We start from the raw sequence: 13,415 nt of genomic DNA, 5'->3' as shown, positions 1-13,415 counted from the left end.
GCCTTCTTTCTTATATTTCACTCACTATATCAAACTGTAAAACTTTCGGCAATACCGGGAAAAGGAGTTTGTTTACTGAAAATGGAAGGAGTGAAGAGCGGGCTTGGTGAATAAATATCATAATGTGTACAAATGTGTACATGAAAAAAGGGAAGGAGTGAAGAAAATGGACGAGAAGTTCCGCAAAAAAACTTTTCGAGGAGCAAAAATTGAAAATATCATTTTGGAAACGGAGAAATTGTCTTCATTATGTGAAGAGAAATCAAAAGGGAGCGACCAATTAGAGAGACAGCGCTTCTATGAAGGGATGGCCGTGGCCTATACAACCATTGCGGTGAAACTAAAAGGGGACTTTGATTACATTGAACCCAAGGTCATTGAAGAACTGTACGTTGCCCTGGAGAAAACCTCGAATCCTAATCCTTCAGGTCCTTCAGAGCATGTGTCAGTCTGTTCTTTTTGCCTTAGAAGTAAAGAAGAGGCTGGAGACTTAGCGATGGGTCCTGGTGTATCAATCTGCATGGAATGCTTAGAATTTGGGAGAGATGTGATTAACTCTCATTCTGAAGAAGTGTAATGCGGACAGTTAAATGGGCATTTTCCCTTTTTAAAGGAATTCATATTCATGAAGCCGCATTATATATATTATATCGAAAGAGGAGGAAATGATGAAAAAAACCATTACGGGGCTTAGACTAACCTAAATTAATGAGACACTATAAAACACCTTCGAAATGGTACACTTAAACAAAGTACTAATTCGGAGGTGTTTTTGCATGGGCAAAAATGTATATTCAAATGAAGTTAAGTGGGCAGTTGTGAAAGATAAAATGAGTGGTCAGTTTTCGAACCGTGAAATCATGGAGAAGTATGAGATTAAAAATGTATCTCAAATCAAAACGTGGATGAAATGGTATCGAGATAATCAGGTTCATCGATTTAATCAACCAATAGGAAAACAATATTCCTATGGTCATGGACCAGACAGTTCGAGTCCTGAAGAGAAAAAAGAACGTCAATTGAATCATTTAAAACAGGAAAATGAAATCTTAAAAAAGTATTTGGAGATCGAAAAGGAGTTGAAAAAGAAATCGTTCTCCAATTAGTTCAGAATTTACGAAAGAAATATACAGTATCAGCTATTTTATCAGCTTTAAATGTTCCTAGATCCACCTATTATCGCTGGGCAAATGCGCAACCAGTTGAGTTGTCTAAGGAAGAAGAAGCGATTATTTACCTTTGCGAAAAAACTAAATACCGATATGGTCATCGAAAAATCAAGGAGCTTTTAAAACGTGACTATCATATCAAATTGAACCGTAATACTGTTCAACGAATCATGCAGAAATATCACCTTCAATGTAAAGTAAAACAAAAGAGAAGGTGGAAATCTCAAGGAGAATCTGTCGTTGTCGCGCCAAACTTATTACAGCGAGAGTTTCACGCAAGCAAACCTAACCATAAGTGGGTAACAGATATTACCTACATTCAATATGGGCCAGACACTTTATATTTATCAACGATCATGGACTTGTTTAATAATCAAATTGTTGCCTATAAACTTTATACTCATCAACAAATTCCTTTGGTGATTGATACCTTGAATGAAGCACTAGAAAAGCGAGGAAACCCTAAAGGAGTCATCATCCATTCAGATCAAGGAAGTGTCTATTCTTCTTATGCTTATCAGAATCGGATTAAAGAAAAGAATTTAGTTGGTAGTATGTCACGCAGGGGAAACTGTTGGGACAACGCAGTGATTGAGTCTTTCCACTCCAACCTTAAATCAGAAGAATTTCAGTTTGTTAAATTCCATTCTTTGTCGCTAGAAGAAGTAAAGGAACGTGTGGATCAATTTATGAGTTATTATAACGAAGAGCGTATCCAAGAAAAATTAGGCTACCACACACCAATAGAGTTTGGTGATATGGCAGCCTAAGAAGGTGTTTTATTACTGTCTCAAATGAATAGGTCAGTCTAGCTATCACTCTTTTTCTTTTTTCTGAGTGTCATGATGTTAGTATTCAGTAGTACGTTAAAAGTAAAAAAAACAAATTCCTCTCAGAGAAATTTGTTTTTTTACTTAATTCCCAATTTGTCATTTTTTTGCTTCAGTTCAACCGCTTCACTTTAAAGGATTCAGCGGAAAATCGCGCTGATCTCTGCTACTTCATCAATGGTCAGGTCGACGTCAAGTGTCTGCAGGTTCCGTACTACCTGTTCCGGTTTTTTGGCTCCGGGAATAAGCACATCAATGGAGCTGCGTGTTAAATACCAGGCTAAAACGACATCGGCCACTTCGGCGTTTTTCCGGTCCGCTATTTTCCGGACTTCCTCAACCCGCTGAAGATTGCGGATGTAGGTTTGTCCCTGATACAGAGGAGATTTTGCCCGGATGTCATCGTCATCAAAGGTGGTATCCTTCGTATATTTACCGCCAAGCAATCCGGAAGCAAGCGGAAAATAAGGGACAAAGGAAATCTGATGCTCTGCTGTATATGGAAGGAGCTTGTCCTCTGCTTCCCGCTTCAGCAAGTTATATTCGGACTGAATCACGTCGACATACCCGTCTTTATTCGCTTCCTTCAGCTGAACAAGAGAGAAGTTCGAAACGCCGATTGCCCGGATTTTTCCTTGGTCCTTCAATTCCTTCAAAGCGCCGACCGCTTCATCTTTCGGAGTGTCCTCATCAGGAAAATGAATGTAAAATAAGTCGATATAATCTGTTTGAAGGCGTTTCAGGCTTCCTTCTACCGCTTCCTTTAAGAAAGCGGGGGAGTTATCGAACACGACTTTGCCGCCGACGAATTTATGAGCGCCCTTGGTGGCAATGACAGCTTTATCCCGGTTTCCTGACTCTTTCAGTACCTCGCCAATCAGCTCCTCTGACCGTTCAGGTCCGTAAATAAAGGCAGTATCTAAGAAGTTAACGCCATTTTCCATGGCAGTTCGGATGATTTCTCTTCCTGTTTCTTCATTCAGATTCGGATAAATATTATGCCCGCCGACTGCATTCGTTCCAAGGCCGATCGGGTTTACATAAAGGTCTGTTTTACCAATTCGTGTTTCCTTCATCATTCACAAGTCATCTCCTTTTCCAAGATGCTTTCATCATATCAATTATGCCAATAAATTTCCAAAGTTACGCAAACTTTCAGATTACTAAATATCATGTCCGGGGCGATTTCCCTAATCCAGCAATCTGTATTATAATGAAGAATCAACATTGAAGGAGACGAGACCATGTCTGAACCTAAGAAAATGACTTTGGCGGAAGCCGTCAAGCAAAAGCTTGCCTCCCAAAAGGCAGGAGCGGCCCAGAGCCAAAAAGAAACCGGCGTTGTCAAAAAAACAAAGCCGCTGAAAAACCAGCTGACCAAAAAGCCGAATAACCAGCGAAAGCGCACGGGTGTGTAACAACAATTTAAAGACTTTCTGGCTGAAGACTGCCTCACATGATGTGAGTGTGTCTTCAGCCATTTTTTATCAGAATAAGTCTGTGAACGATAAAACAAAGGCTGTGCAGGAGGACGGCGAACAGATAAAGACAGTTCAGATCCTCCATTCGTTTCTTTCAGTTTTTGAGGAATTTTATTGAAAAATGCAGGGGATAAAAGAGGTCTTTACAATTTGGAAAAATCTATTATAATTTGGAAGAAATATTCATTCATTCGGAAGGGGTGAAAAGAGGGAATGACGAAACAAGATCATATTTATGAAGCAGCGATGCAGCTATTTGCTGAGAGAGGGTACGACGGGACGACTGTTCCGATGATTGCCGACAGGGCAAAAGTGGGTGCCGGCACGATCTATCGCTATTTCCAAAATAAAGAGTCTCTTTTGAATGAGTTATTTAAAAGATGTGTGCTTCAGTTCTCTGAAGCAATCAAATCTGACTTTCCTTATCATTCAAGCATTCACCAGCAATTTACTCATATTTTTCATCGATTATTTGAATTTGCGAGGCAGCATGGAACGGCTTTTGTATTTATCAACTCCCATTATGATGGGTATTATTTAGATGATGCGAGCAATCAAACCTTTCATGAATTTTTAGCGTTCATTATCCAAGTCATTGATGAAGGAAAACAAAATGGCGTAATCAGGCCATTGCCGGCTAAGGCTTTAATTGCGATTGTTTATAAGCCAACCGAGATGCTGGTGAAATTGATGGAGGCAGGGGAGCTGAGCTATTCCGAAGAGCTGTTGGAAAAGCTGAGAGAAAGTTTCTGGGATGCCATTCGAAAGATTTAATGCCATTGATAGTTGCGGAATGAATATTCATTCCGGGAGAAAAGAAGGGTGAGAGAATGAATAAGCTGAAAAACTGGAGGAGCATCTCATTAGCGGTATGGGTCTTGCTGACCGTTGTTTTAGTCATGGCCATGCCAGATTTAGACAGACTTGTGAAAGAAAAAGGGCAAGTGACCATTCTGGATACTGCACAAAGCGCTGCTGCAGACAAGATGCTGAAAGAAATGGACCGCGGCGGCCAAGGTGATACGTATGACCTCATTGCCGTTTTTAACAGCGGGAGCGACGCCGCCCTCACAGAGAAAGATCAAGAACAAATTGCGTCGATTGTAAAGAACTTAAAAAGTAAAGAAAAGGAATTGGGCATCACCAAAATATCTTCCCATCTGGATAATGAAAATTTAGAAAAGCAGCTTGTTTCTAAGGATCAGACGACCATTTTGACTCAGCTGTCGATTGATAAAGATCATGGGAAACTGTCAGAGACTTCGAAAGAAATTCATGAGGTCATGGAAACAGGAAGTATGGATACGTATTTAACGGGCAGCGATTTAATCCAAGAGGATTTTGCCAACACGACGCAGAACGGTGTGAAAAAGACCGAAGTCATCGCCGTTATTTTCATTTTGGCGGTTTTAATCATCGTGTTCAGATCTCCTGTCGTTCCTATTGTTTCCTTACTGACTGTTGGTGTTTCTTACTTAGTATCAATGGGAATCCTGACCCAGATTGTCGATCACTTTGATTTTCCTTTTTCGAATTTCACTCAAGTCTTTTTAGTTGTGGTGTTATTCGGTGTGGGAACGGATTACAACATCTTATTATATACGCGTTTTAAAGAGGAATTAAGCAGGCAGGAGGATCCGCTTCTTGCTGCCAAAGCTACGTTCAAGTCAGCGGGTAAAACGGTTTTATATAGCGGGTTAGCTGTCTTCATCGGGTTTATTTCTTTATTTTTGGCCCGTTTCACATTTTACCAGGCAACTTCCGGTGTGGCGATTGGAATTATCATTCTTCTGCTCGTTTTGCTCACATTAAATCCCTTTTTCATGGTATTGCTGGGGAAAAGGATGTTCTTCCCTGTTAAGAACTTCAAAGGCCATGGTGACAGCAGGATTTGGAGTTTCCTTGCCAGGCACTCTGTCGGCAGGCCGATCATCGCGCTGCTGCTTACAGCGGTGATATCGGTGCCTTTTATTGTGATGTATTCAGGCCAGCTGAATTATAACGATTTATGGGAAGTCAGCGATCAGTATGAGTCCAAACAAGGCATTAATGTAATAGAGGCTCATTTTCCGGCAGGCTTTTCTTCCCCGGCAACGTTCGTCCTTCACTCCAATAAGGCGCTGGACAGCGCCGGCACATTGCAGACGCTGGACGAATTAGCAGAAAAAATCTCCAAAGTGGACGGGGTTTCAGAAGTATACTCCCCAACACGCCCATCAGGAGATAAAATAAGAGATTTTTATATGAAGGAACAGACCGATGAAGTGAATGACGGCCTTGGCGATGCCAATGGCGGAATTGACGAAATTACGAAAGGGCTCACATCAGAGAAGGACCAGATGGGGCAGAATGATGCAAATGGAATGGCCAATGTCCAGAAGTTAATGGACGGAACAGACGAAGTAGAAGGCGGCCTGTCGGAATTAGGAAAAGCGATGAATCAGTTAACGGACGGAATCCATGACGGTGCTTCCGGTGCTGAAGAGATCGAGGACGGCCTGGCTGCTTTAAAAGCAAATACGGCTGTCCTGTCCAACAGCACGTCCCAGCTTTATTCGGTTTACAGTCAGTTAGAGAAAGGGTTAAGTTCGTATACGGATTATTTAGACCAGGCTTCTCAAACAATTGATCAAGTGTCAAATGGCTACAGCTACGAGCAGATTGAATCGCTCATGAACAGTTTGCTGGAAACCAATCCCGAATTGGCCGATGATCCGGATGTTCAGCAAACACTGGACATCGCGAGATCTTCCCAAGGACAGCTGGAAAAACTTCAAAGCCAGCTGGATCATTTGAGAGAACAGCATGAGAGTGCCATGAATACATTTAAAAAAGCGAACCAGTCCCTGGCAAAAGTGAATGATGGCTTAGACCAAATGGAAGAGGGGACAGCTCAATTAGAAAAAGGCGCTGCCAATCTGAAAAATGGATTGGCTGACGGTGCGGCCGGTTCTGACCAAATCGCTGCTAAAACAAATGATCTAAAATCCGGTGTTTCCCAAATTAATCATGGACAGGAAGAATTACTGACAGGCCTTCAAGACCTGCAAGAGCAAATGTCGGAATTGCAGTCGGGTTTATCGGAGAGCACCGAAGGATTAAGCCAGGTCGGCAGCGGACTTAAAGAGGCCCGCAGCTATTTAGGCGGCCTAAGTGAGTCAGACAGCTCTGAAAAATTCTATATTCCGGAAAAGGCATTAGAGGGGAGAGATTTCCAAAAATCCTTAGACAGGTATATGTCCGATGATCGAAAAACAGCATCCATGACAATTATTTTGGATGTGAATCCTTACTCCCAGCAAGCAATGCCAATCATTCAGGAGATGAATGAACAGGCGGAGGCCATGCTGAAAGGAACTAATTTGGAAAAGGCAAAAATTGCGATAGCGGGGACAACCGCCAGAAATGCCGATTTGAAGAAAGTCACACAAAGCGACTTCTTGCGGACAGCGAGTATCATGCTGATTGGAATTCTGCTTGTTCTCATGTTCATCACCCGTTCCGTGTTTCATTCGATTTACATTGTCGGTTCTTTAGTATTGGTTTATTTCACTTCTCTTGGCATAGGGGAATGGATCAGTTCGCATCTTTTGAACACAGACATTTTAAGCTGGAATGTTCCTTTCTTCAGCTTCATCATGATTGTGGCATTAGGCGTGGACTACAGCATCTTCTTGATGATGCGCTACAATGAATTGGAAGGAACTCCGGTCAGCCGGATTGTCGAGGCTTCCCGGCACATTGGCGGAGTCGTTCTGTCGGCAGCCATTATTTTGGGCGGTACCTTTGCCGCGCTTATTCCATCAGGAGTGCTTACGCTGATTGAAGTGGCCACGGTTGTAATTATAGCTCTCATCCTGCTGAGTTTGATTGCGATGCCAATCTTAGTGCCCGCATTGATTTCAGTTACGGATAAACTGAATAAATTCAGCAAGAAGCCGTAAGGCAAAAGCTTATAGATAGGGGCGTCTTATCTATAAGCTTTTTTTGATAAAAATAGTGCATAAACCTTTTGGTAAATAAACCCTTTTTCTGTTGATTAAACTGCGATATAGTGGGTGATATAAAGATCTTCCTGTTAAAAGGGAGACCGTTCGGAAATCTATTTTATACACCCGGTGATCAGTCCGATACGGTGTATCTGGAAGGAGTTTGTCAGCCATGCGACCAATTGTACTTGGAATTTTAGCCGCATTCTTTTTTGCTTTCACTTTTGTTTTAAATGCGGCAATGGAGCTTTCGGGAGGAAGCTGGATATGGAGTGCTTCGCTCCGGTATATGTTCATGGTCCCTTTTTTGCTGTGCATTGTATGGGCAAGGGGAAATCTGCGTGAAGTGTTTAGAGAAATGCTCAGCCGGCCGGGCAAGTGGCTGTTGTGGAGCTTTGTAGGCTTTGTTCTGTTTTATGCACCGCTCTGCTTTGCAGCTTCTTATGCACCGGGATGGCTCATTGCCGGAACATGGCAGATTACGATTATTTCGGGAGCGCTTCTGGCCCCTTTATTCATAGAAAAAATCATGACTAAAAATGGCCCCGTTGAAATCCGGGGGAAAATCGCCTTTAAAGGGCTCGGCATGTCATTCGTCATTTTAGCAGGTATTCTGATGATGCAATGGGAGCATGCGGAAGGAGCGGCGCTGAACGATTTATGGCTCGGCATCATTCCGGTCCTGGCCGCTTCGATTGCCTATCCTCTCGGCAACCGAAAGATGATGGCTCTCACGGACGGAAGTTTGGATGCCTATCAAAGGGTGCTGGGGATGACGCTGGCCAGTCTTCCGTTTTGGTTCCTTCTATCAATCTATGGAATTTGGAAGGATGGGCTGCCGTCCATGGGGCAGACAGCACAGTCCCTGCTTGTCGCCGTCAGCTCGGGTGTCATTGCGACTGTCCTTTTCTTTAAAGCCACCGATATGGTCAGGGGCGATATGCAGAAACTTGCCTCCGTTGAAGCAACCCAGTCGATGGAAGTCCTCTTTGCACTGGCCGGCGAAGTAATTGTGCTCTCCATCGCCCTCCCGTCTTCCCTTTCCTGGGCAGGCATCTGTGTCGTGGCCATCGGGATGATTATGCACAGCCTTTTCTCCCATCCGAAACCGAAAAAAACAGAAAAAGCCGCCAGCCTGTAAAAAAGTATGTTAGTATTCCGTCTGATCAGCTGCTGGGAAGGCATAGGCTGTTTTTTTAAAGGCTTGAACGATTGATTGACTGGAGCGGAGGGAGCAATGACTCCGGGAGGCTCACCGCCTGGAACGGAAATCAACACCCATTTAAGAAGAAAAAAAGAAGACTGCAGACAAAACTCGATTTTCATCTGGTTTGTCAACAGTCTGGGAGCGCCGTATTTCGGCGTTCTTTTTTGTTTCTTGCGGACAGGTTTAGCGGTTCAGTGAAAAAGGATACAAGGGAATAGAAGGGGGCAAGATTCTGCGTATGGTGCAGGCTGGATTTATGATAAGGAAAGAGGAGATTTATTGTCTTTTATCGAAAAGAATGATGAAATAGGTATAAGGATTCCCGGCCATGTGCTCCTTTCATACAAAAAATTCCTCATACTTTTCATGTATTACAAAAACATTCCTGTGTGTGTCTAAAATGTAAAAATGCTGATATCTGTTTAGCATATTGCTTTGATAAAATAACAGTTTAGTAATGACCTTGACATGTTGTACTTAATTACTTTTCATACCAAATATGAAATATGGAGGAATTAGAATGGAAGACCGGCTCATTCGAAAACAATATTATGAAACACTGATAGAATCTGCAGCTATAGATATGCATCCGATTCAAGCCTTGGGCGAGCTCTTCCTGACGGAGCAGAAGAAGGAAGTGGCTGATCTGACAGAGATCCGCTTCGCACAGGGAGAAGTGTATTTCCGCCATCATGATTTTGAGGCAGCGATTTTTAAATGGGAAAGCATTACAGGCGAGCTTGCAGCCTGGGCTAAAAAAAATACAGCAGATGCCTATTTTGAAGTGGAACTCTATTCAACAGCTGAGGAGATCTACAAGGGGATTAAAACAGATGACCCGGCATTGAAGGCTGAGATCTGGCTTCAGCTGTTTTCCCTTTATATTTTGGAAGCCAAGCATGATGCTGCTTCAGCAGTCATCAAGGAAGCTGTTGCCGATCAGCCGGATTATCCGAATGTCACGAAGATGGCGCGTGCCTTTTTTGAAGATCAGAAGGATTGGGATAATGCGGTCGAGCTGGCAGTGAAGGAATCAATCCGCACGGAATCAATGGTTTGGTTCGATGTATTGAAAACGTACATGGAAGAAGGCATCGTTCAGACTATCAAACCGGGATATTTCACGGAGGTGCTTGAATCACTTTCAAATCTGGACCAAACCCGCTTTGAACAGATGGCGGTTATTTTATGGAAGAATTATAAATTAACTGATTTCTATTTTGAATGGCTGGAAACAATCAATGAATTGATTGCGAGAATCGATATACAGCAGGGGGACTCCTGGTCTGATCTGGCGGCACAGTATGAAGAAACCTATACCGATCTTTTGGAAGGGCAGTATCTGATCCGCGTTTTAAGCCCGATTATTCCGGCTTTGCTGGAAAACTGGCTGAAGCTAGCGAATGGAATTCATCTGCAGTCTATGTTAGCGGCTTCTTCCGTCCTGGCATGGAATGAAGTATTTCCGGAAAGCGTGAATATTATGGTGACGCAGGAAGCGGAAAGAATGCTGAGCCAGTCACAAAAAATGCAGGGCGGTCTGGAAGCGGCGGATTCGCTGTTCCATGCGATTGCAGATTGGGCATCCCGTCATGAACTGGAAGTCGGCAATAAGCTCAGATGGATGATGGCTGAGCTGATGGACAAGAGTTCCTATCATTTGCTGCTGGCAGGCAGCACAGGAAATGGCAAGACTTCGTTCATCGAAACAATTGTCGGAGAGAGCATTGCATCCGAAGATCATTCCTCCCTCATCAGTGTGCGGGACGGCGATGAGCTGGAAATCTATGAACTGACAGATACAGCCCGTAAAGAAATCAGCGGGCTGGAGGAGCTGGATGAAACGAGAAGACAGAGAGGGACGATTATTGATGTCAGCCTTCCGAGTGATTATCTCCGCAATCAACAAGTATCGTTTCTTGATATGCCGGGCTTTAATGGCGAAAAAAATATCAGCCCTGAGTTCCGTGATTATACACTGGTCAGTGACGGTCTGCTATTCATTCTGGATGCGCGTACGCCTTTTACCGGCAATGAACGGGACTTATTAATGGAGATTCAGCAGATGGCACCGAAGCTTCCCATCCACTTCCTGTTAAATAAAATGGATACGATATACAGTGATCAGGTCGCTGTCAGGATGGAGGATGAAACATGGGATAAGGTGAACGCCTATTTCCCGAATGCCAAAGTCTTTGCCTTCTCGAAGCATTATGAAAAAAGAGCGCAATTAAGAGACTTCGCTGCTTTCCTTCAGGCCAATTATCAGGGCTCCAGCTGGCAGGAAAAAAGAGCAGAAAAATCACTGGCCTTTATCAGAATGACATTGAAAACCCTGCTGGAAAAACAGACAGCCAACGAACGGAAAATGGAATTGGCGATTTCCTGGAATGAGGAAATGGAAGTGAAGCTGAACGGAGCAATCAATCAGATTGCCGATCTGAAGAGCGAAAAGATGGAGACAATCACGAAAGGCTACCGCAATCTGAAGGATGAGATCAAAAATGAACTGTCCGTGAAAATTCCGGAACTGCTGCGTGATTCTTCGAAGCTGATTTCAGAGGACAGCGATTTCAGCCAGATTCATATTGAATTGAATCAACGGATGAATGAGCAGATCCAAAGCTATGTGATGGATTCAGTTCTGCCTCACTATTATCGCTCGCTTCAGGATTGGATTGCCGCCTCGGAGCTGGAATTCAAGCAAAGCCAGGAATTTATGGACGAGATGAGTGCTGGATTCAATGAACTTTATCGTGAGGAAAGGATTAACCTGAAAGGGGATTTCCGGGTGCTGGATGACTGGCGCCGCGATGCAGACAGGATGACCAGCAGCATTCGAATCGACGAAGTGAACATTCTGCTCCGAAGGACACCGTCGCAATTGCTGTTAAAAGGAGCCGGCAAACTGCTTGGCGCCTTTCAGCAAAACAAGGCGAATGTCTACAATCGCTATAAGAAGTTTATCGAAACGGAAGACTTCCAGGACATAGCGGATATGATTACAGAACGCTTCCTGACCCAATTTGAATTGTTTGAAAAATCTTTGGACCGGGATATCAGTCTCTTCTTCAGAAGTTCGCTTGCTGATCTTGAGAAAAAAGTAGAGGAAACGAAAGCGGAAACGATGGAATATCAGGAAACCCTGAGCCAGCTGAATGAACATCCGGAAGTACAGCGCGATCCGATTACACTGTTTGAAGTAAAGCTTCGTCAGCTGGAACGCCTGGAGAAAATTGATAAAAGACGGCTTGCTCATCTGCAGAAGAATATTTGATCTTACCCAATTTTCAAAAAAAAAATTGACATACGGCTGACGCCCCTTTAAAGTAGGAATTATAAATTGAATATGATTCTCTTATCAAGAGCGGCGGAGGGACTGGCCCGATGATGCCCGGCAACCGTTTCAAATTACGATTTGAAATTGGTGCTAATTCCTGCAAAACATGTATGTGTTTTGAAAGATAAGAGAGGCACAGTCAGCTGAACATGCGATGAAACCTCTCTTTTCTGGAGAGGTTTTTTTAATAGGAAAATGAGCTGGCTGTTTATTTTGTTCTTAAAACACACCTTTCCTATCCGAATAGTTAAAATTATCGAGGGGGAAAAACAATGAGAAAAACCATTTTTAAAAGGGCTGCAGTCGCTGCGATTGCTTCGGCTTTACTGCTAACGGGCTGCTCATCATCGACATCAGAAGCGAAAAAGGAAGAAAAGGTTTCGTTTGAAAATGTCCCTGAGCGCTTTGCAGAGGGGCAGGGAGCGAAAATTAAGGTCATCCGTAAAATTGGCGGCGATGATCATACAGCACAGTTTTTAGCAGGAGCTAAGGAAGAAGGAGAATCCCTGGGCTTCCAGGTTGATACATACACCGCAAACGGAGATACAGCCAAATTCCATGATGCGATTGCTCAGTCTCTTCAAGAGGATTATGACGGATATATCATTTCTCACGGTGATGATGCGGCAACTGTCAAGGATGTTCAAAAACTAGTGGATGCCGGAAAAAGTGTTGTGACGTTCGACTCCAATGGCGATTTGGCGAATATTGACGGTGTCACACTGACATCCCAGGATGATGAAGCACTGGCAGCGCAGGCGATTGATAAGTTAATCGAAGAGCAGGATGGAAAAGCAAATATTGCGTACCTGTGGGTCGACGGTTTCCCGCCAATGGTCCGCAGGAATGCCGTATATCAGAAGAAATTAAAAGAAAACCCAGGCATCCAAGAGGTGGAGAGGTTCGGAGTGGCATCCGCTGATACAGCCGTTCAGACACAAAATGCTGTGGCTGCGATGCTGAATAAGTATCCGAAAGGGAAGCTGGACGCCATTTTTGCTACATGGGACGCCTTCGCCATTGGCGCAGCCCGGGCGATTAAAGAGGCTGGACGCGATGAAGTGAAGATTTACGGAATTGATGTGTCAAATGCCGATCTTCAGGAAATTCAGGCAAAGGGAAGCTCTTGGGCGTATACAGCAGCAGTCGATCCAAAGCTGATTGGTGCTGTGGATTTACGCTTGCTTGCCAAAAAGCTTGCCGGAGAGGAGACACCGCAGAAATATGACTTGGAGGCATCGCTCATTTCCCAGTCAGACCTTCAAAAATCAAAGACGCCCGTTAATATGGGCAATCTTTCTCAAACAGTTGAAGGCTGGGGAACATCGGATGCCTTTGAAGAGGACTGGATGAAGACATTGAAAGATCACTATACAAAATAATGGGAATACGGCTTTCT

The 13,415-nt window shown here is 43.6% G+C and carries 9 protein-coding genes and 1 riboswitch; of the genes, 8 read left to right on the top strand and 1 reads right to left on the bottom strand.

The features are described 5' to 3' along the window. Positions 1–166 precede the first annotated feature (166 nt). Together BQ4305_RS01850 and BQ4305_RS01845 are read left to right on the top strand one after the other, a co-directional pair. Entirely contained in the window at positions 167–577 is a 411-nt protein-coding gene (locus tag BQ4305_RS01850) for a ClpX C4-type zinc finger protein (protein WP_110926364.1), read from the top strand. A gap of 199 nt (positions 578–776) precedes the next feature. Then, positions 777–1,939 (top strand): IS3 family transposase gene (locus tag BQ4305_RS01845; protein ID WP_110926156.1). Its coding sequence is split into 2 segments (ribosomal slippage): positions 777–1,053 and positions 1,053–1,939, totalling 1,164 coding nucleotides; the frame shifts between segments, so codons are not numbered across the junction. Between the two features lie 200 nt (positions 1,940–2,139). Here BQ4305_RS01845 and BQ4305_RS01840 read toward each other — a convergent pair. Beyond that, positions 2,140–3,078 carry an aldo/keto reductase gene (locus tag BQ4305_RS01840; RefSeq protein WP_110926194.1) on the bottom strand — a complete coding sequence of 313 codons (939 nt, stop codon included), beginning with the start codon at positions 3,076–3,078 and terminating at the stop codon, positions 2,140–2,142. 165 nt (positions 3,079–3,243) lie between these two features. Here BQ4305_RS01840 and BQ4305_RS21205 point away from each other — a divergent pair, with 165 nt between their 5' ends. From BQ4305_RS21205 to BQ4305_RS01810, 6 genes are all read left to right on the top strand, one after another. Further along, a complete protein-coding gene (locus tag BQ4305_RS21205; protein WP_199880509.1) occupies positions 3,244–3,417 on the top strand; it encodes a hypothetical protein in 174 nt (57 codons plus the stop codon). Between the two features lie 276 nt (positions 3,418–3,693). Continuing rightward, a complete protein-coding gene (locus tag BQ4305_RS01830; protein WP_110926192.1) occupies positions 3,694–4,254 on the top strand; it encodes a TetR/AcrR family transcriptional regulator in 561 nt (186 codons plus the stop codon). 56 nt (positions 4,255–4,310) lie between these two features. Beyond that, positions 4,311–7,424 carry an MMPL family transporter gene (locus BQ4305_RS01825; RefSeq protein WP_110926191.1) on the top strand — a complete coding sequence of 1,038 codons (3,114 nt, stop codon included), beginning with the start codon at positions 4,311–4,313 and terminating at the stop codon, positions 7,422–7,424. A 217-nt stretch (positions 7,425–7,641) separates the two neighbouring features. Further along, on the top strand, positions 7,642–8,610 hold the full coding sequence (locus BQ4305_RS01820) for a DMT family transporter (protein WP_110926190.1): 969 nt from the start codon (positions 7,642–7,644) through the stop codon (positions 8,608–8,610). A gap of 586 nt (positions 8,611–9,196) precedes the next feature. Further along, complete coding sequence (locus tag BQ4305_RS01815) at positions 9,197–11,953, top strand: P-loop NTPase family protein (RefSeq protein WP_110926189.1); 2,757 nt, start codon at positions 9,197–9,199, stop codon at positions 11,951–11,953. Positions 11,954–12,031: 78 nt separating this feature from the next. Next, a riboswitch (SAM riboswitch) is annotated at positions 12,032–12,147 on the top strand. Positions 12,148–12,288: 141 nt separating this feature from the next. Continuing rightward, complete coding sequence (locus tag BQ4305_RS01810; protein WP_110926188.1) at positions 12,289–13,398, top strand: sugar ABC transporter substrate-binding protein; 1,110 nt, start codon at positions 12,289–12,291, stop codon at positions 13,396–13,398. The last annotated feature ends 17 nt before the right edge of the window (positions 13,399–13,415 follow it).

The sequence above is a fragment of the Bacillus massiliglaciei genome (genome assembly GCF_900098925.1).
GTDB lineage: Bacteria > Bacillota > Bacilli > Bacillales > DSM-1321 > Peribacillus > Peribacillus massiliglaciei.
This window is presented reverse-complemented; position numbering and strand designations above follow the sequence as displayed.

What these genes read in the sequence shown, in the direction of transcription:
- BQ4305_RS01850 (WP_110926364.1), top strand. Translation starts at nt 167, where the DNA reads ATGGACGAGAAGTTCCGCAAAAAAACTTTTCGAGGAGCAAAAATTGAA.
- BQ4305_RS01840 (WP_110926194.1), bottom strand. Translation starts at nt 3,078, where the DNA reads ATGATGAAGGAAACACGAATTGGTAAAACAGACCTTTATGTAAACCCG.
- BQ4305_RS21205 (WP_199880509.1), top strand. Translation starts at nt 3,244, where the DNA reads ATGTCTGAACCTAAGAAAATGACTTTGGCGGAAGCCGTCAAGCAAAAG.
- BQ4305_RS01830 (WP_110926192.1), top strand. Translation starts at nt 3,694, where the DNA reads ATGACGAAACAAGATCATATTTATGAAGCAGCGATGCAGCTATTTGCT.
- BQ4305_RS01825 (WP_110926191.1), top strand. Translation starts at nt 4,311, where the DNA reads ATGAATAAGCTGAAAAACTGGAGGAGCATCTCATTAGCGGTATGGGTC.
- BQ4305_RS01820 (WP_110926190.1), top strand. Translation starts at nt 7,642, where the DNA reads ATGCGACCAATTGTACTTGGAATTTTAGCCGCATTCTTTTTTGCTTTC.
- BQ4305_RS01815 (WP_110926189.1), top strand. Translation starts at nt 9,197, where the DNA reads ATGGAAGACCGGCTCATTCGAAAACAATATTATGAAACACTGATAGAA.
- BQ4305_RS01810 (WP_110926188.1), top strand. Translation starts at nt 12,289, where the DNA reads ATGAGAAAAACCATTTTTAAAAGGGCTGCAGTCGCTGCGATTGCTTCG.